The organism is Paenarthrobacter sp. NPDC057355, from assembly GCF_042667405.1.
In the GTDB taxonomy this organism is placed as follows: Bacteria; Actinomycetota; Actinomycetes; order Actinomycetales; family Micrococcaceae; genus Arthrobacter.
Genome location: NZ_JBHVAL010000009.1, coordinates 12,485 through 34,453, shown reverse-complemented (window position 1 = coordinate 34,453; position 21,969 = coordinate 12,485). Strand labels below are relative to the sequence as shown.

Annotated in this window: 28 protein-coding genes; 25 read left to right on the top strand and 3 right to left on the bottom strand. The window is 62.3% G+C overall.

Annotation, left to right across the window (positions count from 1 at the left end; all coding sequences use genetic code 11):
- Nucleotides 1–100 precede the first annotated feature (100 nt).
- The 17 genes from rplN to map all read left to right on the top strand — a co-directional run bounded on the left by rplN (nucleotide 101) and on the right by map (nucleotide 12,935).
- Nucleotides 101–469: a 50S ribosomal protein L14 gene (gene rplN, locus ACFUOZ_RS11960; RefSeq protein WP_003803789.1), complete on the top strand. Its 369-nt coding sequence runs from the start codon at nucleotides 101–103 to the stop codon at nucleotides 467–469.
- Between the two features lie 3 nt (nucleotides 470–472).
- Complete coding sequence (gene rplX, locus ACFUOZ_RS11955; protein WP_144659420.1) at nucleotides 473–832, top strand: 50S ribosomal protein L24; 360 nt, start codon at nucleotides 473–475, stop codon at nucleotides 830–832.
- A complete protein-coding gene (rplE, locus tag ACFUOZ_RS11950) occupies nucleotides 832–1,410 on the top strand; it encodes a 50S ribosomal protein L5 (protein WP_144659421.1) in 579 nt (192 codons plus the stop codon). Before rplX ends, rplE begins: the two co-directional genes overlap by 1 nt.
- Nucleotides 1,411–1,488: 78 nt before the next feature.
- Nucleotides 1,489–1,887 carry a 30S ribosomal protein S8 gene (gene rpsH, locus ACFUOZ_RS11945; protein ID WP_003803767.1) on the top strand — a complete coding sequence of 133 codons (399 nt, stop codon included), beginning with the start codon at nucleotides 1,489–1,491 and terminating at the stop codon, nucleotides 1,885–1,887.
- Between the two features lie 18 nt (nucleotides 1,888–1,905).
- Nucleotides 1,906–2,442, top strand: a complete 537-nt coding sequence (gene rplF / locus ACFUOZ_RS11940) for a 50S ribosomal protein L6 (protein WP_144659422.1) — start codon at nucleotides 1,906–1,908, stop codon at nucleotides 2,440–2,442.
- Between the two features lie 3 nt (nucleotides 2,443–2,445).
- Nucleotides 2,446–2,829, top strand: coding sequence for a 50S ribosomal protein L18 (gene rplR, locus ACFUOZ_RS11935; RefSeq protein ID WP_262275613.1), 384 nt, complete (start codon nucleotides 2,446–2,448; stop codon nucleotides 2,827–2,829).
- Between the two features lie 29 nt (nucleotides 2,830–2,858).
- A complete protein-coding gene (gene rpsE / locus ACFUOZ_RS11930) occupies nucleotides 2,859–3,530 on the top strand; it encodes a 30S ribosomal protein S5 (RefSeq protein ID WP_186313505.1) in 672 nt (223 codons plus the stop codon).
- Between the two features lie 2 nt (nucleotides 3,531–3,532).
- The gene (rpmD, locus tag ACFUOZ_RS11925; RefSeq protein WP_144659425.1) at nucleotides 3,533–3,739 is read left to right on the top strand and encodes a 50S ribosomal protein L30; all 207 of its coding nucleotides are present in this window, start codon (nucleotides 3,533–3,535) and stop codon (nucleotides 3,737–3,739) included.
- Nucleotides 3,739–4,221, top strand: a complete 483-nt coding sequence (rplO, locus tag ACFUOZ_RS11920) for a 50S ribosomal protein L15 (RefSeq protein WP_377548254.1) — start codon at nucleotides 3,739–3,741, stop codon at nucleotides 4,219–4,221. Before rpmD ends, rplO begins: the two co-directional genes overlap by 1 nt.
- A 187-nt stretch (nucleotides 4,222–4,408) precedes the next feature.
- Nucleotides 4,409–5,719: a preprotein translocase subunit SecY gene (secY, locus tag ACFUOZ_RS11915; RefSeq protein ID WP_377548251.1), complete on the top strand. Its 1,311-nt coding sequence runs from the start codon at nucleotides 4,409–4,411 to the stop codon at nucleotides 5,717–5,719.
- Nucleotides 5,720–5,724: 5 nt separating this feature from the next.
- The gene (locus tag ACFUOZ_RS11910) at nucleotides 5,725–6,294 is read left to right on the top strand and encodes an adenylate kinase (RefSeq protein ID WP_377548462.1); all 570 of its coding nucleotides are present in this window, start codon (nucleotides 5,725–5,727) and stop codon (nucleotides 6,292–6,294) included.
- A gap of 109 nt (nucleotides 6,295–6,403) precedes the next feature.
- The gene (locus ACFUOZ_RS11905; RefSeq protein WP_377548249.1) at nucleotides 6,404–7,447 is read left to right on the top strand and encodes a 3-oxoacyl-ACP synthase III family protein; all 1,044 of its coding nucleotides are present in this window, start codon (nucleotides 6,404–6,406) and stop codon (nucleotides 7,445–7,447) included.
- Nucleotides 7,448–7,509: 62 nt separating this feature from the next.
- Nucleotides 7,510–8,241 (top strand): glycosyltransferase family 2 protein, encoded by a 732-nt coding sequence (locus tag ACFUOZ_RS11900; RefSeq protein ID WP_377548459.1) that lies wholly within the window; start codon nucleotides 7,510–7,512, stop codon nucleotides 8,239–8,241.
- Nucleotides 8,238–9,452, top strand: a complete 1,215-nt coding sequence (locus ACFUOZ_RS11895) for a cytochrome P450 (protein WP_377548247.1) — start codon at nucleotides 8,238–8,240, stop codon at nucleotides 9,450–9,452. Before ACFUOZ_RS11900 ends, ACFUOZ_RS11895 begins: the two co-directional genes overlap by 4 nt.
- Nucleotides 9,445–11,166, top strand: coding sequence for a class I adenylate-forming enzyme family protein (locus ACFUOZ_RS11890; protein WP_377548245.1), 1,722 nt, complete (start codon nucleotides 9,445–9,447; stop codon nucleotides 11,164–11,166). Before ACFUOZ_RS11895 ends, ACFUOZ_RS11890 begins: the two co-directional genes overlap by 8 nt.
- Nucleotides 11,163–12,074 carry an NAD-dependent epimerase/dehydratase family protein gene (locus ACFUOZ_RS11885; RefSeq protein ID WP_377548243.1) on the top strand — a complete coding sequence of 304 codons (912 nt, stop codon included), beginning with the start codon at nucleotides 11,163–11,165 and terminating at the stop codon, nucleotides 12,072–12,074. Before ACFUOZ_RS11890 ends, ACFUOZ_RS11885 begins: the two co-directional genes overlap by 4 nt.
- 33 nt (nucleotides 12,075–12,107) lie before the next feature.
- A complete protein-coding gene (gene map / locus ACFUOZ_RS11880; protein WP_377548241.1) occupies nucleotides 12,108–12,935 on the top strand; it encodes a type I methionyl aminopeptidase in 828 nt (275 codons plus the stop codon).
- 82 nt (nucleotides 12,936–13,017) lie between these two features.
- Here map and ACFUOZ_RS11875 read toward each other — a convergent pair whose 3' ends face one another.
- Genes ACFUOZ_RS11875 through ACFUOZ_RS11865 form a run of 3 tightly spaced genes read right to left on the bottom strand, consistent with a single transcriptional unit; the run spans nucleotide 13,018 to nucleotide 16,248 of the window.
- A complete protein-coding gene (locus tag ACFUOZ_RS11875) occupies nucleotides 13,018–14,364 on the bottom strand; it encodes an ABC transporter substrate-binding protein (RefSeq protein ID WP_377548239.1) in 1,347 nt (448 codons plus the stop codon).
- 49 nt (nucleotides 14,365–14,413) lie between these two features.
- Complete coding sequence (locus ACFUOZ_RS11870; RefSeq protein ID WP_377548237.1) at nucleotides 14,414–15,316, bottom strand: carbohydrate ABC transporter permease; 903 nt, start codon at nucleotides 15,314–15,316, stop codon at nucleotides 14,414–14,416.
- Nucleotides 15,313–16,248 carry a carbohydrate ABC transporter permease gene (locus ACFUOZ_RS11865; RefSeq protein WP_377548235.1) on the bottom strand — a complete coding sequence of 312 codons (936 nt, stop codon included), beginning with the start codon at nucleotides 16,246–16,248 and terminating at the stop codon, nucleotides 15,313–15,315. Before ACFUOZ_RS11865 ends, ACFUOZ_RS11870 begins: the two co-directional genes overlap by 4 nt.
- 233 nt (nucleotides 16,249–16,481) lie before the next feature.
- Here ACFUOZ_RS11865 and ACFUOZ_RS11860 point away from each other — a divergent pair, with 233 nt between their 5' ends.
- From ACFUOZ_RS11860 to ACFUOZ_RS11825, 8 genes are all read left to right on the top strand, one after another.
- Complete coding sequence (locus tag ACFUOZ_RS11860; RefSeq protein WP_377548232.1) at nucleotides 16,482–17,519, top strand: P1 family peptidase; 1,038 nt, start codon at nucleotides 16,482–16,484, stop codon at nucleotides 17,517–17,519.
- A 195-nt stretch (nucleotides 17,520–17,714) separates the two neighbouring features.
- Entirely contained in the window at nucleotides 17,715–17,936 is a 222-nt protein-coding gene (infA, locus tag ACFUOZ_RS11855) for a translation initiation factor IF-1 (RefSeq protein WP_011775571.1), read from the top strand.
- 70 nt (nucleotides 17,937–18,006) lie between these two features.
- A complete protein-coding gene (rpmJ, locus tag ACFUOZ_RS11850) occupies nucleotides 18,007–18,120 on the top strand; it encodes a 50S ribosomal protein L36 (protein ID WP_011775570.1) in 114 nt (37 codons plus the stop codon).
- 196 nt (nucleotides 18,121–18,316) lie between these two features.
- A complete protein-coding gene (gene rpsM, locus ACFUOZ_RS11845) occupies nucleotides 18,317–18,694 on the top strand; it encodes a 30S ribosomal protein S13 (protein WP_011775569.1) in 378 nt (125 codons plus the stop codon).
- Between the two features lie 51 nt (nucleotides 18,695–18,745).
- Nucleotides 18,746–19,147, top strand: coding sequence for a 30S ribosomal protein S11 (gene rpsK, locus ACFUOZ_RS11840; RefSeq protein ID WP_021472435.1), 402 nt, complete (start codon nucleotides 18,746–18,748; stop codon nucleotides 19,145–19,147).
- Between the two features lie 148 nt (nucleotides 19,148–19,295).
- The gene (locus ACFUOZ_RS11835) at nucleotides 19,296–20,306 is read left to right on the top strand and encodes a DNA-directed RNA polymerase subunit alpha (protein ID WP_011775567.1); all 1,011 of its coding nucleotides are present in this window, start codon (nucleotides 19,296–19,298) and stop codon (nucleotides 20,304–20,306) included.
- A 66-nt stretch (nucleotides 20,307–20,372) separates the two neighbouring features.
- Nucleotides 20,373–20,933: a 50S ribosomal protein L17 gene (gene rplQ, locus ACFUOZ_RS11830; RefSeq protein WP_377548230.1), complete on the top strand. Its 561-nt coding sequence runs from the start codon at nucleotides 20,373–20,375 to the stop codon at nucleotides 20,931–20,933.
- Between the two features lie 32 nt (nucleotides 20,934–20,965).
- The gene (locus ACFUOZ_RS11825) at nucleotides 20,966–21,856 is read left to right on the top strand and encodes a tRNA pseudouridine synthase A (RefSeq protein WP_377548228.1); all 891 of its coding nucleotides are present in this window, start codon (nucleotides 20,966–20,968) and stop codon (nucleotides 21,854–21,856) included.
- The last annotated feature ends 113 nt before the right edge of the window (nucleotides 21,857–21,969 follow it).

Below are 21,969 nucleotides of genomic sequence, written 5' to 3'. Positions count from 1 at the left end.
ATCCAGGCAGGTCAAGAGACACCCCGATCAACCGTTCCGCAAGGCTCATTCCGTATGCATGATTTCGGTCTGAGAACCGGCGCGACGCAAGGAGTAGAAATTGATTCAGCAGGAGTCGCGACTGAAGGTCGCCGACAACACGGGTGCTAAGGAAATCCTTACCATTCGCGTTCTCGGTGGATCCGGCCGTCGCTACGCAGGCATCGGTGACGTAATCGTCGCCACCGTCAAGGACGCTATCCCTGGCGGAAACGTAAAGAAGGGTGACGTCGTCAAGGCCGTCATCGTTCGTACCAAGAAGGAACGCCGCCGTGCGGATGGTTCCTACATCAAGTTTGACGAGAACGCAGCTGTGATCCTGAAGAACGACGGTGACCCCCGCGGTACCCGTATCTTCGGCCCGGTTGGTCGTGAACTTCGCGACAAGAAGTTCATGAAGATCGTTTCGCTGGCCCCGGAGGTGCTCTAGTCCATGGCTAAGATCAAGAAGGGTGACCTCGTTCAGGTCATCACCGGCGCCAAGCAGGAACGCGGCGGCGACCGCGGCAAGCAGGGCAAGGTCCTGCGCGTATTCCCTGACACCAACCGCGTGCTGGTAGAGGGAATCAACCGCGTCACCAAGCACACCAAGGTTGGACAGTCGCAGCGCGGCACCAAGACCGGCGGCATCGAGGTTGTTGAAGCCCCGATCCACGTCTCCAACGTTGCTCTGGTAGACCCGTCGACCAAGAAGCCGACCCGCGTTGGTTTCCGTCTCGACACCGTTGAGAAGGACGGCCGTACCAAGACCGTTCGCATCCGCGTGTCCAAGGCCACCGGGAAGGACATCTAATGACTGAGACTCTCGAGACTCCAGTGAAGATCGTTCCGCGTCTGAAGACGAAGTACGCAGAGACCATCAAGAAGTCACTGCAGGACGAATTCAACTACGCGAACGTGAACCAGGTTCCCCGCCTGGTGAAGGTTGTTGTGAACATGGGTGTTGGAGATGCCGCCAAGGACTCCAAGCTGATCGACGGCGCTGTCCGCGACCTCACCCTGATCACCGGCCAGAAGCCGCAGGTAACCAAGGCCCGCAAGTCGATCGCACAGTTCAAGCTGCGCGAAGGCATGCCGATCGGTGCACACGCAACTCTGCGTGGCGACCGCATGTGGGAATTCGTGGATCGTCTGGTTTCGCTGGCCCTGCCGCGTATCCGTGACTTCCGCGGCCTCAATGGCAAGCAGTTCGACGGTAACGGCAACTACACCTTCGGTCTGACCGAGCAGGTTATGTTCCACGAAATCGACCAGGACTCCATCGACCGCGTTCGCGGTATGGACATCACGGTTGTAACTACCGCCAAGACCGACGACGAAGGCCGCGCGCTGCTCAAGGCGCTTGGTTTCCCGTTCAAGACCGAAAACTAACTACGTGACAGGTCCGTCCGCGCAGGTTCGTAAGAACACGCGCAGCGGAAACCGGTACGAGGAAGGGCTATAGCCCAAATGACTATGACAGATCCTGTCGCAGACATGCTCACGCGTCTGCGCAATGCAAACTCGGCATACCACGACTCCGTGTCCATGCCGTACAGCAAACTGAAGGCACGCGTTGCCGACATCCTCAAGGCTGAAGGCTTCATTGCCGGCTGGAAGGAAGAGGACGCTGAGGTTGGCAAGAAGCTGACCATCGACCTGAAGTTCGGTCCGAACCGCGAGCGTTCCATCGCTGGCGTCCGCCGCATCTCCAAGCCGGGTCTCCGCGTTTACGCGAAGTCCACCAACCTGCCTCACGTGCTGGGTGGCCTGGGTATCGCAATCCTGTCCACCTCTTCCGGCCTCCTGACTGACAAGCAGGCCGGTAAGAAGGGCGTGGGCGGCGAAGTCCTCGCGTACGTCTGGTAACGGGAAAGGAAGAGAATAATGTCACGTATTGGACGTCTCCCCATCACCGTTCCTGCCGGAGTTGAGGTCAAGCTCGATGGCTCCGTCATCAGCGTCAAGGGTTCCAAGGGCGAGCTGAGCCACACTGTTGCCAGCCCGATCGAGGTCTCCCTGGAAGAGAACACTCTCACGGTCACCCGCCCGAACGACGAGCGCAACTCGCGTTCGCTGCACGGCCTGACCCGGACCCTGATCGCCAACATGATCCAGGGCGTTACCGAGGGCTACGAGAAGAAGCTTGAAATCGTTGGTACCGGTTACCGCGTTCAGGCCAAGGGTTCTGACCTGGAGTTCGCTCTGGGCTTCAGCCACCCGGTCAACGTCTCTGCACCCGAAGGCATCACCTTCGTAGTAGAGGGTCCGACCAAGCTCTCTGTTGCGGGTATCAACAAGCAGCAGGTCGGCGAGGTTGCTGCCAACATTCGCAAGCTGCGCAAGCCCGACCCCTACAAGGGCAAGGGTGTCCGTTACGCCGGCGAAGTCATCCGCCGCAAGGTCGGAAAGGCTGGTAAGTAAACCATGGCCATCGCAATTAACAAGAAGCGTACGAACAAGAGCAAGTCGGCTGCACGCAACCGTCGCCAGCTTCGTATCCGCAAGCGCATCAGCGGCACGGCTGTACGTCCTCGTCTGGTCGTCAACCGTTCGGCACGCCACATCTTCGTCCAGGTTGTCGATGACAGCAAGGGTGTAACCGTGGCTTACGCTTCCACTTTGGAAGCTGACCTTCGCGCACTTGACGGAGACAAGACTGCCAAGGCCAAGCGCGTTGGCGAGCTCGTTGCAGAGCGCGCAAAGGCTGCAGGCATCGAGGCTGTTGTCTTCGACCGTGGCGGTAACAAGTACCACGGCCGCATCGCCGCCGTCGCTGACGGTGCTCGCGAAGGTGGGCTGGCACTGTGACCGTTGAAAATAACGAAAAGGACATTCAGGTGACTGAAGCTGTAGCTGCTGAAGCAACTGAGACCGCACCCGCTACCGATGACCGCCGCGGCGGACGTCGTGGCGAGCGTGGCGACCGTGGCCAGGGCCGCGGCGACCGTGGTGGCCGTGGAGGCCGCGACGGCGGTCGTGAAGCCGAGAAGAGCCAGTTCGTAGAGCGCGTTGTCACCATCAACCGCGTTGCCAAGGTGGTCAAGGGTGGTCGTCGCTTCAGCTTCACCGCTCTGGTCGTCGTCGGTGACGGCAACGGTCTGGTCGGCGTTGGCTACGGCAAGGCCAAGGAAGTTCCCGCTGCTATCGCAAAGGGCGTAGAAGAGGCCAAGAAGTCCTTCTTCCGCGTTCCCCGCGTTGGCAACACCATCCCGCACCGCGTGCAGGGTGAGGCTGCTGCAGGCGTTGTCCTGCTGCGTCCGGCTTCCGCCGGTACCGGTGTTATCGCCGGTGGTCCGGTCCGCGCGGTATTGGAGTGCGTGGGTATCCACGACATCCTCTCCAAGTCGCTCGGTTCTTCCAACGCGATCAACATCGTTCACGCGACCGTTGACGCTCTGAAGCAGCTCGAAGAGCCCGCTTCCGTGGCTGCCCGCCGTGGCCTGCCGCTGGACGAGGTTGCTCCTGCTGCTCTGGTGCGCGCGCTCCAGAACCAGAAGGCAGGTGTTTAGTCATGGCTAAGAACCTGACTCCCTCCGACGCCAAGTTGGAGATCACCCAGATCAAGGGCGTCATCGGCGCCAAGCAGAACCAGATCGCTACCCTTCGGTCCCTCGGCCTCAAGCGCATCGGACACACCGTTGTCCGTACCGCTGACGCTGTAACCGTCGGTTACCTGAACACGGTTCCGCACCTCGTGAATGTAGAGGAGGCGAAGTAATGGCAGAGAACCAGACCGCCGCAGAGGCTGCTGAGAAGCAGAACGCTCTGAAGGTCCACCACCTGCGTCCCGCCCCGGGTGCCAAGACCGCCAAGACCCGTGTTGGTCGTGGTGAAGGCTCCAAGGGTAAGACCGCTGGTCGCGGTACCAAGGGTACGAAGGCCCGTTACCAGGTAAAGGCTGGCTTTGCCGGCGGCCAGCTGCCGCTGCACATGCGCCTGCCGAAGCTGCGCGGCTTCAAGAACCCGTTCCGGGTTGAGTTCCAGGTTGTTAACCTGGAGAAGCTCAACGAGCTCTTCCCGGAAGGTGGCACCGTCACCGTTGAATCCCTGGTTGAAAAGGGCGCCGTTCGCAAGAACCAGCCCGTGAAGGTGCTCGGCACCGGCGACATCACCGTCAAGGTCGACGTCACCGCCCACGCCTTCTCTTCCAGCGCTTCGGAAAAGATCGCTGCAGCAGGCGGATCCACCACCGCCCTCTAAGGGTTTGTGGGGCATCAGCCCGCTGTCATAAAGAATCCCGGTATGCGGGGCTTCGGCCCCGGATACCGGGATTTTTTTCGTGGTTGTGGACTCCCGATTATTACGACGGCGTCACAAGCAGTTAGACTCGGTTGTTGGGTTTCATTGAGCCCGACCACATCCTTGTACTTTCTACTCAGGAGGACGCTTGCTAAGCGCATTCGGCCGGGCGTTTCGGACGCCTGATTTGCGACGCAAGTTGTTGTTCACGCTGGGAATCATCACAATCTTCCGCTTGGGAGCTTTCATCCCCTCGCCTGGTGTGAACTACCAGAATGTCCAGCAATGCTTGAACAACGGTGACACCTCGCAGGGCATTTACCAGTTGGTGAACTTGTTCAGCGGCGGCGCGTTGCTGCAGGTCTCGATCTTTGCCCTGGGCATCATGCCCTACATTACGGCGAGCATCATCGTGCAGTTGCTCCGGGTGGTTATTCCCCGGTTCCAGCAGCTCTACGAAGAGGGTTCCTCGGGACAGTCCAAGCTGACGCAGTACACCCGGTACCTCACCATCGCCCTGGGTCTGCTGAACGCCACCACCTTGGTGTCCCTGGCCCGGTCCGGACAGCTGCTTCCCGGCTGTAACCTGCCGATCATTCCGGATGAGAGCATCATCGCCACCCTCCTGATCATCATTACGCTGACGGCAGGTACCGGCCTGATCATGTGGATGGGCGAGCTGGTCACCGAAAAGGGTGTGGGCAATGGCATGTCGCTGCTCATCTTCACCTCAATCGCAGCGAGCTTCCCCGGTTCCCTCGGATCCATCTGGGAGTCAAAGGGTCCCGGAACCTTCTTCACCGTTCTGGCCGTCGGCCTGCTCACAGTGGCCTTGGTGGTCTTCGTCGAGCAGTCGCAGCGTCGCGTTCCGGTGCAGTATGCCAAGCGCATGATCGGGCGCCGCACTGTGGGCGGTACCAGTACCTATATCCCCATCAAGGTGAACATGGCCGGCGTTGTGCCTGTCATCTTCGCTTCCTCCATGCTCTACCTGCCCGGCCTGATTGCGCAGTTCAACCAGCCGGCGCCGGGTGAGCAAATGGCGCCGTGGGTTGAGTGGATCAACAACAACCTCACCCGTGGCGACCATCCCATCTACATGGCGCTTTACTTCGCCATGATTGTGTTCTTCACCTACTTCTACGTAGCCATCACCTTCAACCCTGAAGAAGTGTCGGACAACATGAAGAAGTACGGCGGGTTCATTCCGGGCATCCGGGCGGGTAAACCGACCGCGGACTACCTGCAGTACGTGCTCTCCAGGATTACTTTGCCTGGAGCCCTATACCTGGGCTTCGTGGCGTTGATTCCGCTGGTGGCACTCGTCCTGATCAATGCCAACCAGAACTTCCCGTTCGGTGGCACGTCAATCCTGATCATGGTGGGTGTTGGCCTGGAGACCGTCAAGCAGATTGATGCGCAGCTACAACAACGTCACTACGAAGGGCTTTTGCGATGACGAGAATGCTGATCATTGGACCTCCCGGTTCGGGCAAGGGTACACAGGCTGAGCGGATTTCCGAGCGCCTCGGCGTAGTCGCCATCTCCACGGGCGACATCTTCCGTGCCAACGTAAAGGGCGAAACCCCTTTGGGCATTGAAGCAAAGAAGTACATGGATGCCGGCGACTTCGTTCCGGACAGCGTCACGAACAACATGGTTCGCGACCGCCTGAGCCAGAGCGACGTCGAGAACGGCTTCCTCCTGGATGGTTACCCGCGCACCACCGCGCAGGTTGACTACCTCGACCAGATCCTCGCTGAGGGTGAGCAGGAGCTCGACGTCGTGCTCCAGCTGACCGCTGATGACGAAGAACTGGTTGCACGGCTGCTTGGCCGCGCCAAGGAAACCGGCCGCTCGGACGACAACGAGACCGTGATCCGTCACCGTCTTGACCTCTACCACGAGCAGACCGAAGCCGTGGTGGCGAAGTATGCCGAACGCGGCATCCTCACACAGGTGGATGGCATCGGCGGTATCGATGAAGTTACCGACCGCGTGCTCACGGCCATCGAGGCGGCCAAGGCCGTCTGAGGTTGTCCACATAGCCGGGCGACCGGAGTTTGTGTAAGGGGTGTGTCCCGTACCATAGGTGCGGGACACACCCTTTTCTTATGACGCGGCACATTCTTGGGGGAAGCGCATGCAGACAGCTCTGGTGGGACGCAGCCGGATTTCGGGGCTTGAGGTCTACCTGCCACCGACGCGCCTGGATACGGCCGCCGTCGAACGCCGCATTGCCGGGTCCAGTCCCGGGTTCCGGGTCCCGAAAGGCCTCATCAGCAGGGTCACCGGTATCCGGTCCAGGAGCGTCATGGCTGACACGGAGCAGGCCTCGGACCTGGCCGCCAACGCCGCCGCCAAGGTTCTCGCAGAATGCGGGCTCCAGGCGCCGGACGTTGACCTGCTCATATTCGCCTCCGCCAGCCAGGACATGGTCGAGCCCGCGACGGGCCATATGGTGGCCGCCAAGTTGGGGCTGTCCTGCCCTGTGATGGACGTCAAGAACGCCTGCAACAGCTTCCTGAACGGCGTGGAAGTTGCAGATGCCCTGATCGCCAGCGGAGGTTACGCCCGGGTCCTGGTTGCCACGGGGGAGTCGCCCTCCAGGGCTGTGCGGTGGACAGTCCCGGATTTTCCGACGTTCGCTTCGAGCTTTCCCGGCTACACCATGAGCGACGGCGGCGCTGCGGTGTTGCTGGAGGCCGCGGAAGAGCCAGGGGAGGCTGCCGACGGTGCAGCAGGGATTCTCGCTATGGCTTTCACTGCCAGAAGCAGCCACTGGTCCGTGGGGACCTTGGCGGCGGGTGGGTCGGCCTTTCCCCGTGACCCGGAGGCAAGCTATTTCGCCATGGACGGTGAAAAGCTCAAGGACGCCTTCCTGGACCTGGGCTCCGGGATGCTTGATGAGACCCTCGAGGGATTGGGCCTTAGCTGGACGGATTTCGCCGTGGTGTGCGTGCATCAAGTCAGTGCTCCGTACCGGCAGATCTTTGCTGAAGGCGCCGGTGTGCCACCGGAACTGCTGGTCCATTCCGTTGAGGACTTTGGCAACCTCGCCTCTGTGAGCCTTCCCTTGCAGCTGAAGCTTGCCGTAGACAGTGGCCGGGCCGGACCCGGCGATCTCGTCGCGCTGGTTGGCCTGGGTGGCGGCGTTAGCTTGGGGATGGCTGTGGTGAGGCTGTGAACCCGTTGGAGCCGGTTTCGGGGCTGACGAGCACAGGACCTACGCGGCCCCTGTGCATTGCCATGCCGATGCTCAATGAGGAGAAGCTTGTGCGGCCAGCGCTGGAATCCCTGGCCGCACAGACATTCCGGGACTTCACTCTGGTGATAGCGGATAACGGTTCAACTGACCGCAGCTGTGCCATTGTGGCGGAGTTTGCCGCGGAGCACCCGGACATGGACATCAGGTTGGTGCACGACGCCGAAAAGGGCACGGGTGCCGCAGCTGACACCGGCATGCGTTTTGGCGTCGAGCACGGGGCGCGGTGGTTGGCGCGGACAGATGCCGATTGCCTGGCCGCGCCGGACTGGACGGCGCGGATCATGGCCGCTTTCAATGACGGGCTGGAGCTGGTGGCCGGCCAATTGGTTCCCCGGGAAGACGAGGGTATTACGCGGCGGGAAAGGTTCATGATGTTGTTCGCCGTTGAGGTGGCTTCCTTTTTCGGAAAGATCCGTCCCGGCAACAAGGGGGAGGGATACCTGGGTCCGTACCAGATGCTTCCCGGATGCAATATGGCCATCACGGCGGACATGTACCACCGTTCGGGTGGTTTTCCCAGGACCAGGATCGAAGATCTTCACGAGGACAGGGCGTTGTCCAACCGGGTACGGAAGCTGACACGGAACTATGCCTTGCGGCGTGACGTGGTGGTCTACGGGTCCTCGCGTCGAGTGAAGGCGTGGGGGCTGAAGAATACGCTGGCTTGGTATGCGGACCACCGGTACCGCCCCGAACACGTGGACATCCGGTGATTGGCGGATCCCGGGTGGAGGGCCAGCAGGGCATCCGGCAGATCACGGCTGAACAATGGGAGCGCCGTATCCACCTTGGAGCGCACCCGGTGTTGTATCCGGTGATCCGTGGGCTTGGCGGATTGCGTCCCGTGCTGAGGCTTCCGGGCCTGGGAGTGCTGGTCAGCGAAGCCGGCCTGGTCCGCGAAGTATTGATGAACCAAGAACTCTTTGTGAAGAACGGCCCGTCAGGCTCCGGGGCGTTGTGGACTCCCGTGGTGGGGCCAAAGGCCCTTGTGAACATGGACGGCGAGGAGCACAGGCTCCTGCGCCGGCGTCTGGCGGATCTTTTCACTCCCCGTTCCGTTGCGGGCATCGTGGAACCGGCGGCCCTTGCGTTGGAGGCACGCGTCCGCGGCGGATTGGACACACAATGCCGGGTGGATCTGGTGGACTGCGTGAAGGAATTGGCCGGTGGTGTCATCTCCCGGCTGCTGGGTATCCCCGCGGATGCTCCGGGCCGACTGGCGGACAGGGAACTCTTCGACCTCGGTTCCTCCATCTCGTCGCTTGTTCGCCTTGGCCGCCCGACGCTTACAGCTGGCCAGGTGGCCAAGGGACGGGCCGCCGTCGAGGTCTTGGCCGGACCGGTCCGGGTGGCCTACAGGGAGAGCGACCCGGAGACCTTCCCCGGCAGACTCCGTGAACTTGGCATGTCGGAGGACGAGGCCATGGGCATCATCAGCGCGTTCGTGATGGTGGGTACGGAGACGTTGGTGTCGTTCGTGCCGAGATTGGTGGCGCTGATAGCCGACAGCGGACAGCTCGGCGAACTGTCCCAGGACCGCTCCGCCGTTCCCGCAGCAGTGAATGAGGCGTTGCGCTTCACGGTTCCCTCGCCCATGATGCTGCGGGATGCTGCGAGAGACGGGACCATTGGAGACACGAAGGTGGCCGCTGGAGACAGGATCCTGCTCTCCACGATCCATGCCGCCAAAAGCATTGGGGACTTCGATCCCTCCCGGCCAACTCCCCAGCAGGCACGCCAACTGTGGTTTGGTGCCGGTCCGCACTTTTGCATCGGCATGCCGCTCGCGATGGCCGAAATCAATACAACCCTGGAGCTGCTGCTGGACATGTACGCGGAGCGGCCGTGGACCATTGCTGCCCGCCATGTGAGCAGGGGAGTGCTGATACCCGGATACCGGAGCTTGGAGCTGGCCCATGCCTGAGGAAATGCTGGCCCCATCGATCGTCACCCCGGATCTGATCAGCGCCGTCTACGCCGCGGCCGACCGCGTTCCCGAGCACCCCGCGATCACGGCGCCCGGAAAGAGACGGCCGCGGTGGGCCAGAGGAAGAAACGACGACGTACGGCCCGGCAGCACCATTACATACCGCGGGTTGGTGGATGGCATTGAGGCCACCGCACGACGACTGCAGGACGATGGATTCGGCACAGGGGAGCGGATGCTCTTTTCCGTCCGACCCAGCCCGGAAGCCTTCATTCTGGCCCTTGGGGCAGTACGGGCCGGTGGTTCCGTGGTCTTTATCGACCCCGGAATTGGCCCCGCGCTCTTCCGGGACCGGGCGGAGCTTACCGCGCCGCGCTGGGCTGCCTCCGAGTCCCTCCTGTATGCCCTCAGTGCCAAGGGCCCCCTCCGCCCGATCGCACGCAGACGGGGGCTCCTCCTCCCCGACTACGGAGCGATGGACGTCCGGCACTACTACTCCGGACCGTGGCTGCCGGGCGTGCCCCGCGGTGCTTCGCCGGTCAGGGCGCTTGCGGCCCCGGCCCATCGGGACGTCAGGAACGACGCCGCCGAAGGGCCGGTGACCGAACAGGAGGCGGTCATCATCTTCACCTCGGGCACCACCGGCTCACCGAAAGGCGTGGTCCACACCCGGGGTTCGCTCGCGGCGGGTTTCGAGCAGTTGTCCACCCGGTGCACCTTCGGGGAGGGCGACCGCATCCACTCCGAGCAGCTCATGATGGGCTTGCCGGCCTTGATCGCCGGGGCACACTGGACCATGCCCGGTTATGGCTTCTCGGCGCATATCGATCCGCTGAGGCTGGCAGCAGAGTTGGGTCCGGCGTCCGGTCACGGCACAACTTACGACGCCGCCACGCACCTCTTCCTGGTTCCCTCACAGCTGGCGCCCATCCTGGACGCCGTCGAAGAGGGTTCCGTGCAGCTTCCCGGAACACTGCGGACAATAATGCTCGGGGCCGCGCCAATTCTTGCACCATTCCTGGAAAGGGCGGTCAAGCTCCTGCCGGATGTGGAGTTCAAACTGATCTACGGAATGACAGAGGTGTTACCCATCGCCATCGCAGACGGCCGGGAGAAGTTGGCCTTCGCCTCCGGGACCGAGGCCGAGTTCAGGGCTCCCGACGGCAGTGGAGAAGGGGACTTCCTGGGCGAGCCGCTGCCCGCCGTCGGAATCCGGGTAGCCGCAGACCATGAGCTGTTCGCCAGCGGTCCGAACATGTGCCACGGCTACCTCGGCCAGGACCGAATGGTGGAACACGCCACCGGCGACCTCGTGCGGCTGGACCATGGCGGAACGGGGGCGCCTCGCTTGGTCATGATCGGACGCAAGAAGGACATGATCATCAGGGGCAAGACCAACATTTATCCGGCGTTGTACGAGCCATTGATCGCGGCGCTACGCGGTGTGCGGCAGGCCGTGATGGTGGGTGTTCCGGACAACATCGGCGACGAGGCCGTTTGGCTGGCCGTCGTCGGCGGTCCTGATGAGCCCGGTGATGCCCTCAAGACCCGCTTGGCCAGAGAACTTCCCAAGATCATCGACGAGTCCGCGCTGCCGGACCACATCGAAGTCCTTGAAGCTCTTCCTGTATCGGGAAGGCACCGCAAACCTGACCGGGTGGCGTTGCGGGAGATGTTCGCTGCCCGCCACGTCCCAAGGGCGGAGGCGTGAGAATCGCAGTCACCGGTGCAACGGGGTTCATCGGTGGAGCGGTGGCCAGTGCTGCCGAAGCCCGTGGATGGGAGGTGGTGCGCTATGCCCGCCGACCGGGGGAGGGATTGCGCTATTGGGATTTGGCCGGGCTGCCGCCTGCCCGGGTTCCGGCCGTGGATGCGGTGGTCCACGCCGGCGCCCACGTAGCTGATTGGGGAGATGCGGCACTCTTTCACCGGACAAACGTGTTGGGAACCAAGGCAGTTGCGGAGGCCTTCGCCGACACGCGACTGGTCCACATCTCAAGTTCCAGCGTCTATCCCTGGTGGCAACCATGCGTGGACCGTGCCGAGGACGAGGTGGCTTCCCGGCACCTGAATGCTTACGGCCGCAGCAAGGCGCTCGCCGATGTGGAAGCGAGGAAACACGGCAACGCAGTGGCCCTTCGCCCGCATGGTGTGTACGGTCCGGGGGATCGAACGCTCCTTCCGCGCCTGGTTGGCAACATCACCGCAGGACGGCTGATCAGCGTGGGAAGCCCGCTGGTGAAACACCAGCTGACGCATGTGGACAACCTCGTCCGTGCTGTTCTCGCCGCTTGCCAGTCCACTGTCCAGGGCGCCGTTAATGTCGGAGATGCCGAACCCGTGGAACTGGGGAACGTCCTGCGGCAGGTCCTGGACGTCTCAGGCCATTCCGGTGTCCCCGTCACCTACCTACCCGAGCCTGCGGCGATGGCGCTCGCAGCGGTTTCGGAGGCAGTTTCCCGGGTCAGCGGCCGCGCTCCGAAGGTCACCCGCTACGCTGTCAGCCAGGTGGGGAAGCAGCGAACCTATCGTCTGGACCGGCTGCGCCACGAGCTGGGAATCGAGCCAATTTCGACGTCAGTCTCCGATGCGGGAAAATGGTTGGAGCACGGGGCCTGATCGGTCCCAACCGCAAACCTTCCAGAGGAGAACATGGCGTTCGGTCAGCCCCGCATTGAATACAAGAGCAACGAGCAGATGCGCACCATGCACCAGGCCGGGCTTGTCCTGAGCAGGGCACTGGATGCTGCCGTTGCCGCTGCCAAGCCCGGTGTCACCACCAAGGACCTGGATGACGTCTTTGCCGCCGTGCTCAACGACGCCGGTGCCAAGTCCAACTTCCTCGGCTACCACGGCTTCCCGGCCACGATCTGCACCTCCGTGAACGAGGAAGTGGTCCACGGCATCCCCGGTGGACGCGTTCTCCAGGACGGCGACATCATCTCCATCGACGGTGGCTGCATCGTTGATGGCTGGCACTCCGACTCGGCACGGACGGTCATCGTGGGCACCGCGGACCCTGAAGACCAGCGCCTCTCGGACGTCACCGAAGCAGCCATGTGGCGTGGTATCGCGGCGCTGGCCAAGGGTAAGTTCGTAGGCGACATCGGGAACGCGATCGATGACTACGTCTCCTCTGTCCCCGGCAGGCCCCTCGGCATCCTGGAGGACTACGTTGGCCATGGCATCGGTTCCGAGATGCACATGGCCCCGGATGTCCTGAACTACAGGACCAGCCACCGCGGTCCCAAGATCCGTCCCGGGCTTTGCCTTGCCATTGAGCCAATGCTGGTTCGCGGTGACATCGAAACCGCCACTCTGGACGACGACTGGACAGTCGTCACCACTGACGGCAAGCGTTCCTGCCAGTGGGAGCATTCGGTAGCTGTCCACGAAAAGGGCATCTGGGTACTGTCCGCCCCCGATGGAGGCGCCGCACAATTGGCTCCCCTCGGCGTCGTTCCTGTCCCGATTCCGTAAGACCTGCACAGGCATCCCGTAACACCTGCACAAGAAGAGCGCGGCTACCGAAGTAGCCGCGCTCTTCTTTTGCCGCGAAAAGTCAGGACTTCAGCTTCGGCTTGACGTCCTTGGTGTAGATGCCTTCAAGCGTCTTCTTCAGTTCGGTCATGGTGGCCTGCACGTCGCCCTGCTGGGTGAGGATCTTGGCTGCCGACTTGGCCATTTCCTGGTCCGCGCCCGGCAGGAACACGCGTGCGTTGTCCTGGACCTTGGTGGCCGCGAGCTGGTCCATGGCGGTTTTGATCTGCGGGGTGGCCGCGAGGACGGAGGACATGTCAGCCGAGAGCCGGGTGGGCATGTAACCGGTGGCGGCGGAGAAGGCAGCGGTGTTCTCCGGCTCGGTCATGAACTTGAGGAACGTCGCAGCGGCCAGCTGCTCTTCCTTGGTGATGCCGCTGGGAATGCCCAAACCGGCACCGCCGGTGGGGCAGACACCGCTGGGGGCCTCGGGACCGCCGGGCAGGAATCCGACGCCGACATTGAACTTCGCTGCCTTCAGGACGCCCAGAAGTGAGCCGGTCGAGGAAATGGTGGAGGACGTGATGCCGGCGGCGAAGTCGTCAGCTGCTTCCTTGGAGGAAACACCTGCCCAGCCATCCTTGTAGATGGAGTCCTGGGCCCATTGAAGCGCTGCCACGGATTCCTTGGAGTCGCAGGTAATGTCCCAGCCCTTGGACCAGCCGCCGCCCCAACCCCACAGGTTGTTTTGAAGCGTCCACCCGGCGTAGCCAGCGAGGGCGGGGTAGATGTAGGCGTACTGGGCCCCTGAGGTGGCCTTGAGCTTGGGGGCCCACTCCGCGAATTCCTGCCACGTTGCCGGTGCGCGGTCGGGGAGGCCCGCTGCCTTGAAGTGATCCTTGTTGTAGTAGAACAACGGGGTGGAACGGCCGTACGGCAGTGCCCACTGCTTGTCGTCGTACTTGTAGTCGTCCACCAGTGATTTCTGGAAGTCGTCGATCTTGATGTCCAGCTGCTTGACCAGGCCATCAAGGGGGATGATGCTGCCGTTGGAGAAGTAGCGGAACCACCAGACGTCGGAAAGGACCACCAGGGCCGGCAATCCGGTCTTGGCCGCTTGGGAAGTCTGGAACTTCTGGGCGATTTCCTCGTAGTTGGCGCCTGCTGTGACCAGGTTGACCTTGATGTCCGGGTACTTGGCGTGGAACTTATCGATAATGGCCTTTTCCACGTCCTGCGACTTGCCGGGGTGGTTGGTCCAGAAGTCGATGGAGGCCGCGGGCTTTACGCCGCTGAAGTCGATGGTTCCGGTGTCGACGGCGTCTGCCGTACCCGCCGTCGACGGTCCGCCGCAAGCGGCGAGGGCCGCAGCTCCGGCTCCGAGGCCCGCCAGACCCAGGAAATGGCGGCGGTCAAGGGTGGTGCTCATGGTGCTTCCTCTCAATAACTGACGTTGATGCGAATAGTGCGGTGGAGAATCAACCGGTGACACTGCCTTGGGTCAGGCCGGCAACGATGTAGCGCTGGAGTGCGGCGAACACCAGCAGGATGGGGACGATCACCAGTACCGCTCCGGCCATGAGGATTCCCCAGCCTGCCCCGTTGCCTTCAGAGTTCTGGAGCAAAGTCAGGCCAACGGGCAAGGTCATGGTTTCGGGCCTGTCGGTGATGATCAGGGGCCAGATGTAGTCGTTCCATTCACTGACCACGGTCACCAGGGCCACGGTGGCGATGGACGGTACGGACACAGGGACGATGATCTGCCACAGCCTGCGCCAGTGGCCTGCTCCATCAATTTCCGCGGCCTCAAGGATCGACGGCGGCAAGGTCAGGAAGTGTTGGCGCAGGAGGAAGGTCCCGAACGCTGTGCCAAGCCCCGGCAGGATGATGCCCCAGAGGGTGTTCTTGCCGCCCATACCGGCGATCAGGATGTAGTTGGGCAGGATCGAGACCTGGGCCGGGACCATGAGAGCGACCAAGATCAACACGAAGATGACGTTCTTGAACGGAAAACGCACGAATACCAGGGCGTAGGCGGTGAGGATTGCCAGGACCACCTTGATGGACGATTCCACCGCGGTGACGATCAGGCTGTTGGCGAAGAACTGTGCGAACGGGACAGTGGTCATGGCCGTGACGTAGTTCTGCAGGTTCAGCGTCTCCGGAAGGATCTTGAGATCCATGGTGACGATCTCGCCGGGCTGCTTGAAGGAGCTCAGGAGCATCCACAACAAGGGCAGGAACACCACCAGGGTGGCGATGATCAGCGGGACATACCCCGTTGCCACTGTCTGGAGGAGATTGGACCTGGACAGGGGACGTTCGGGAGGAGCGGCTTGTTCGGTTTCTTCACGAACCAGAACGGGTGCCGGGGCGCTCATGAGTAGTGGACCTTTCGCTCTACGAACCGCAGTTGGAGGACGGTGATGATCAGCAGGATGGCGAAGAGGATCACCGAAATCGCGGCCGAGTAGCCGGCCCTGTTGTACGCGCCGAAGGCCTGCAGGTAGGCCTCGTAAATCAGGGTGCTGGTGCCGTTGCCCAGCGGTGTCATGATCCGGATGAGGTCGAAGGCCTGCAGGGAGCTGAGCATGGTGGTGATCAGAAGGAAGAACGTGGTGGGGGAAAGCAGCGGCAGTGAGATGTTGAAGAACCGCCGGACACTGTTGGCCCCGTCCAGCGCGGCAGCCTCCATCACGTCGCGGGGAAGGGACTGCAGCCCGGCCAGGAATACCACGGCGCAGTAGCCCAGGTTCTTCCACACGTACACGATGATGACCATCACCAGGGAAAGCTGGGGATCGTTGATCCACTGCGGGCTCTGTTGGCCCAGGCCCCGGAGAATCCAGGCGAGGACTCCGTACCCGGGATCGAAGATGAACAACCACACCAAGCCGACGCCGACTCCGGAGAGGACATAGGGCGCGAACACCGCAGAGCGGGCGAACGTGGTGCCCCGGACTTTCGAGTTCAAGGCCAGGGCCACCAGCAAACCCAGAACCATGGAGCCCCCTACGGTCAGCACGGTGAAGGTTGCCGTGGTTCCCAGGACCTTGGGAGCATCCTCGCTGGTGAAGAACGTGACGTAGTTCTGCAGCCCCACCACAGTGGCCTTTGCCGAGCCAAGGGTCCAGTCCAGCGTGGAGTAGTAGATGTTGTTGATCAGGGGCCAATACGTGAAGGTTCCGATCAATACCAGGTTCGGCAGGGCCATGGCCAGGAACACCACAAAATCCTTGCGGCTCCGGCCGGACCAGCGCGGCCGTGCCTTGATGGGCTCGGCACTGCGGTTGTTTATCAAAGGGGCAGTCATGTAGTACTCACGGTTTCGGCGAATGTGGGGCGCCTGCTCCCTCCCAGGGGCGGCGAAGACAGGCCTAGCTCACCACATTGGCGGTGCCGTCCACGGCCAAAAGCCGCCTCCGTAGCGAGAGTTGTCTTACACTTCCGGGATCGTTTACCGGGCGTTACCCGCGCATTCGTATTCGAGGCTCGACTCCCGTTTTGTAACGGGCGGGCGATGGTGCCGGGGTGGAGAATGGAGCCATGAATTCGATCACCGACGTTGACGGCATCCGGATTGGGCACGTGCAGAAGAACGACGACGGGTGGCTCAGTGGTGTGACCGTGGTCCTTCCGCCGCCCGGAACGGTTGGATCCGTTGACGTGCGCGGTGGAGGCCCGGGAACACATGAGACCGACGCCCTCGACCCCACCACCTTGGTTTCCACGGTGGACGCTGTGGTGTTGACCGGCGGGAGCGCGTTCGGCTTGGTGTCGGCCCACGGCGCCCAGCGGTGGTGCGAAGAACAAGGGCGGGGATTCTCTGTCCCCGGAGCCGTGGTTCCGATTGTTCCGGCCGCTGCCATCTTCGACCTCGGACGCGGTGGCGACGTACACGCCCGACCCGACCAGGAGATGGGCTACCAGGCAGCCGCCGCGGCCTTCGCCTCAGGTGACCGTGCCGCCGTCGAACGCGGAAACGTTGGTGCCGGAACCGGTGCCGTCATTGCGCGCGGGCAGCACAAGGGTGGTGTGGGAACGTCCTCGATCGAGCTTGGAAGCGGCGTTATTGTTGGAGCCATCGCCATAGTCAATGCTCTGGGTTCGCCGGTGGGGCTGGGACCCGGCAGCGCGCGTCTAAGGTGGGGCCACGACGGCGGGGTTCCCTGGCCGAGCTTGCGAGGCGAGGGGGCCGTGGGGGAGGAACGACCGAGCGCGCAGAGGGTCGCAGACCCACGGCCGAAACCGCAGGGCCTGAACACGACGCTCGTCGTGATCGCGACGAATGCGGTTTTGGATGTGGCTGAGTGCAAGAGGACCGCGTCATCCGGACATGCGGGACTGGCGCGGGCGCTTGATCCGTCCCACACTTTGGCGGACGGCGACACCGTTTTCGCCCTGGCGACTGGCGCCGTCGCCATTGACCGAAGCAGCGAACAAGCGCGGCAGGTATCCCTGATTACCCTGCAAAGCGCGGCTGCCGAAGCGGTCCGCTTGGCCATCCTGGACGGCGTTGAGTCGGCCAAAAGCATTACGACGGCGGCGGGCAGCTTCCCTGCCTATCGAGCTGCGGGGGAGTGACGACCGGGGATACGTGCGCTACCATGGTCGGATTTAACTTTCCAGCCTGAGTGGCGTAGAGTTATTTGTTGGTTGTCTGTGCAGCCGCGCCCTTTTTGGTGTCGTGGTTCCAGGACGGTCAAGCAAACAAAAAACGTCCGTTGGATCTTCGGTGCCTCATCGAAGGACGGCGGCAAACAACAGTTAGCGGAGGATATGGCCAAGAAGGACGGGGTCATTGAGATCGAGGGCGTTGTGACTGAGGCGCTGCCCAATGCGATGTTTCGCGTTGAGCTCACCAACAAGCACGTCGTTCTCGCACACATCTCTGGGAAGATGCGTCAGCACTACATCAGGATTCTCCCAGAGGACCGGGTAGTGGTGGAGCTGAGCCCATACGACCTCACACGTGGTCGTATCGTCTACCGCTACAAGTAAATTGCTGGGCGGCAGGCAATAGTGCCAAGCCGCTCCAGCAGATCAACTGCAAAACACGCAAAGGAACGCCATGAAGGTCAAGCCGAGCGTCAAGCAGATCTGCGACAAGTGCAAAGTGATCCGCCGTAACGGCCGGGTCATGGTGATCTGCGAGAACCCGCGCCACAAGCAGCGCCAGGGCTAATTCCCCTTCCGGGAATCAGCGCCCGCAAGGGCAAACCTGGGTTGCTAGCCCACGCAAGTAAATAAAGGCAGCACAAGCTGTGCCAGGACTGCTTTACAGAGCCTGGTCAGCGAACCCCCGGTCGGAGGCTGGGGCCGCACTGAAAGTGCGGGTGTACTGCCTACGACCTCCGGTTTATTCAAGGAGTACCGCCACTATGGCTCGTCTCGCTGGCGTAGACATTCCCCGCGAAAAGCGGTTGGAAATTGCGCTTACTTACATCTACGGCGTGGGCAAGACCCGTGCACACGAAACCCTGGCTGCCACCGGCATCAGCGCTGACGTTCGCGTCAAGGACCTGACTGACGCCGAGCTGGTTCAGCTGCGTGACTACATTGAAGGCAACTACAAGGTTGAGGGTGACCTTCGCCGCGAGGTAGCCGCTGACATCCGCCGCAAGGTTGAGATCGGCAGCTACGAAGGCCTGCGCCACCGCAAGGGCCTGCCCGTACGCGGACAGCGTACGAAGACCAACGCTCGTACCCGCAAGGGCCCGAAGCGCACCGTCGCCGGCAAGAAGAAGGCCGGACGTTAATCCCTCGGGATTGACCTGGTTTTCCCCCGATAACTTTCTGTAGGAGAAACAATGCCCCCGAAGACTCGTGGAGCGGTTCGTAAGCCGCGTCGCAAGGATAAGAAGAATATTGCGCTTGGACAGGCGCACATCAAGAGCACCTTTAACAACACCATCGTGTCCATCACGGACCCGACTGGCGCTGTGATCTCCTGGGCTTCCGCCGGTGAGGTTGGCTTCAAGGGCTCCCGTAAGTCCACCCCGTTCGCTGCCCAGATGGCTGCCGAAGCTGCTGCAAAGCGCGCTCAGGAGCACGGTCTGCGCAAGGTTGACGTTTTCGTCAAGGGACCGGGTTCGGGACGCGAAACCGCAATCCGTTCGCTTCAGGCTGCTGGCCTCGAGGTTGGCTCCATCCAGGACGTCACCCCCAGCGCCCACAACGGTTGCCGCCCGCCGAAGCGCCGCCGCGTCTAATTAGGTTCAACCTGCCTGACTGGCCGGGCCTGCTGTGAATGGTTTGACCGTCCACAAGCATGGCCCGGCTGGTCAGGCTGGAAACCGAAGCCGATTTCCACCACCTGTGTTGCGTCATATAGCGGATGCTCGCCGAAAGGAAACCTAAGTGCTCATTGCACAGCGCCCCACCCTGTCTGAAGAAGTTGTATCCGAGAACCGCTCCCGTTTCATCATTGAACCGCTGGAGCCGGGCTTCGGTTACACCCTCGGAAACTCCCTCCGCCGTACCCTGCTCTCCTCCATCCCCGGTGCTGCTGTAACCAGCATCCGGATCGATGGCGTGCTGCACGAGTTCACCACGGTTCCGGGTGTCAAGGAAGATGTCACCGAGATCATCCTGAACATCAAGAACCTTTCGGTTTCCTCCGAGCACGATGAGCCGGTTGTTGCTTACCTGCGCAAGCAGGGCCCCGGAGTCGTCACCGCCGCGGACATCGCTCCGCCGGCCGGCGTCGAATTCCACAACCCGGATCTGCACATTGCCACTCTGAACTCGAAGGGCAAGTTCGAACTCGAACTGACCATCGAGCGCGGCCGTGGCTACGTTTCGGCAGCTCAGAACAAGTCCGGCGACTCCGAGATCGGCCGTATCCCGGTCGACTCGATCTACTCGCCGGTCATGAAGGTAACTTTCCGCGTGGAAGCTACCCGTGTTGAGCAGCGCACCGACTTCGACAAGCTCATTGTCGACGTCGAGACCAAGCAGGCAATCGCTCCGCGCGATGCTGTTGCTTCCGCAGGCACCACCCTGGTGGAACTGTTCGGTCTGGCCCGTGAGCTGAACACCGCAGCTGAAGGTATCGAGATTGGCCCGTCGCCGACGGACGCTGCCCTGGCAGCGGACATGGCTCTGCCGATCGAGGATCTGGACCTCACGGTCCGTTCCTACAACTGCCTCAAGCGTGAGGGCATCCACACCGTGGGTGAACTCGTTGCCCGCTCCGAGGCTGACCTGATGGACATCCGTAACTTCGGTGCGAAGTCCATCGACGAGGTCAAGGCAAAGCTCGTCGAACTGGGTCTGTCCCTCAAGGACTCCCCTCCCGGTTTCGATCTCGCAGCCCGCGCCGCAGCCATCGAAGAGGACGACGCCGCGTTCAGCGACGACGAGCTCTAAACAGCAGATCTTGGCCGCCGGGTCCAGCAATGGACCTGACCGGCTCACATAACAGGAGAAATAACTATGCCTACCCCCACTAAGGGTCCGCGCCTCGGAGGCGGCCCGGCTCACGAGCGCCTGATGCTCGCGAACCTGGCAGCTGCTCTTTTTGAGCACAAGCGCATCACCACCACGGTCACCAAGGCCAAGCGCCTCAAGCCGTACGCAGAGCGTCTGGTCACCTTCGCCAAGCGTGGCGACCTCGCTTCCCGCCGCCGCGTTCTCGGCCTGATCAGCGACAAGGGCGTTGTCCACGAGCTGTTCACCGACATCGCCGGCGCCGTTGCCAACCGCGATGGTGGCTACACCCGCATCACCAAGATCGGCAACCGCAAGGGCGACAACGCTCCCATGGCTGTCATCGAGCTCGTCCTCGAGCCGGTTTCCCCGAAGCAGGCCGTTGTTGCTGAAGCAACCGCTGCCGCTGCCAAGGCTGCTCCGGCTGCCGAGGAAGAGGTCGTTGAGACCGAAGCCGTAGAGACCGAAGCCGCTGAAACCGAAGGGGCTCCGGCCGCTGAAGCCGAAGCTGCTGACGCTGAAGTTGCTGAGACCGAAGAGGCTCCGGCCGCTGAGGACAAGAAGTAATTCACTGAATTCTTCACAGTAGACTTGAGTCTATGAACGAACAAAAACCCGCTGCCCCCGTTTTGGGGGGCGGCGGGTTTTTGCGTATCCGGCTTGATCTTTCCTACGACGGCGGCCCTTTCAGCGGGTGGGCATTGCAGCCGGGCCTGCGGACCGTGCAAGGCTCCCTTGAAGAAGCCTTGGCGTTGCTCCTGCAGCGCAGCGTTCGTGTAACCGTCGCTGGCCGGACCGACGCCGGTGTCCACGCCCGCGGCCAAGTGGTGCACTTCGATGTCACCGAAGCTGAGTGGCTGTCACTGCCGCGAGGACACGAACTTGATCCCGCCGTCGCACTTTTGCGGCGCCTCCGCGGCGCTTTGAGCCGCATCCTTGGGGACCTTACCGGGGCAGTGGAAGTGCACGACGCCGGTCTGGCACCGGAGGGTTTCGACGCGCGTTTTTCGGCGTTGTGGCGCAGGTACAGCTACCGGGTTGCCGATGGTCCAGGGCATTGGGATCCGTTGCTCCGCAGCATCACACTCTGGCATAAGGCGTCCCTGGACGTTTCCTTGATGAATGAGGGCGCACAGTCCTTGCTGGGGCTCCAGGATTTCCGCTCGTACTGCAAGCCCCGGGAGGGTGCCACCACCATCCGTGAGCTGCAGAAGTTCTCGTTTGCACGGGGGAGCGATGGCGTCATTGTGGCCACGGTGCAGGCTGACGCGTTCTGCCACAACATGGTGCGTTCGTTGGTTGGCTCAACCCTGCGAGTGGGGGAGGGGCTGGAGCCTCCAGTGTGGCTTCACGAGCGTCTGCTCGAGCGTAAGAGGGATGCGAAGTCCGCGCTGGCCGCGCCTCATCCGCTGGTCCTGGAAGAAGTGGCCTACCCGTCCGATAGTGAGCTGCTGGCGCGGGCTGAGTTGACGCGGGCCCGGCGCGAGTAAGCCAGGCGACGCGCGGCGTGCCCGAGCAGGCCGGCGTCCGTCCGCGGTGCCATGTCGGGCCCGAAGCGAACCACGGTCCTGGTTTTCAACTGGTGTGGAGTTCCTCGGCACCC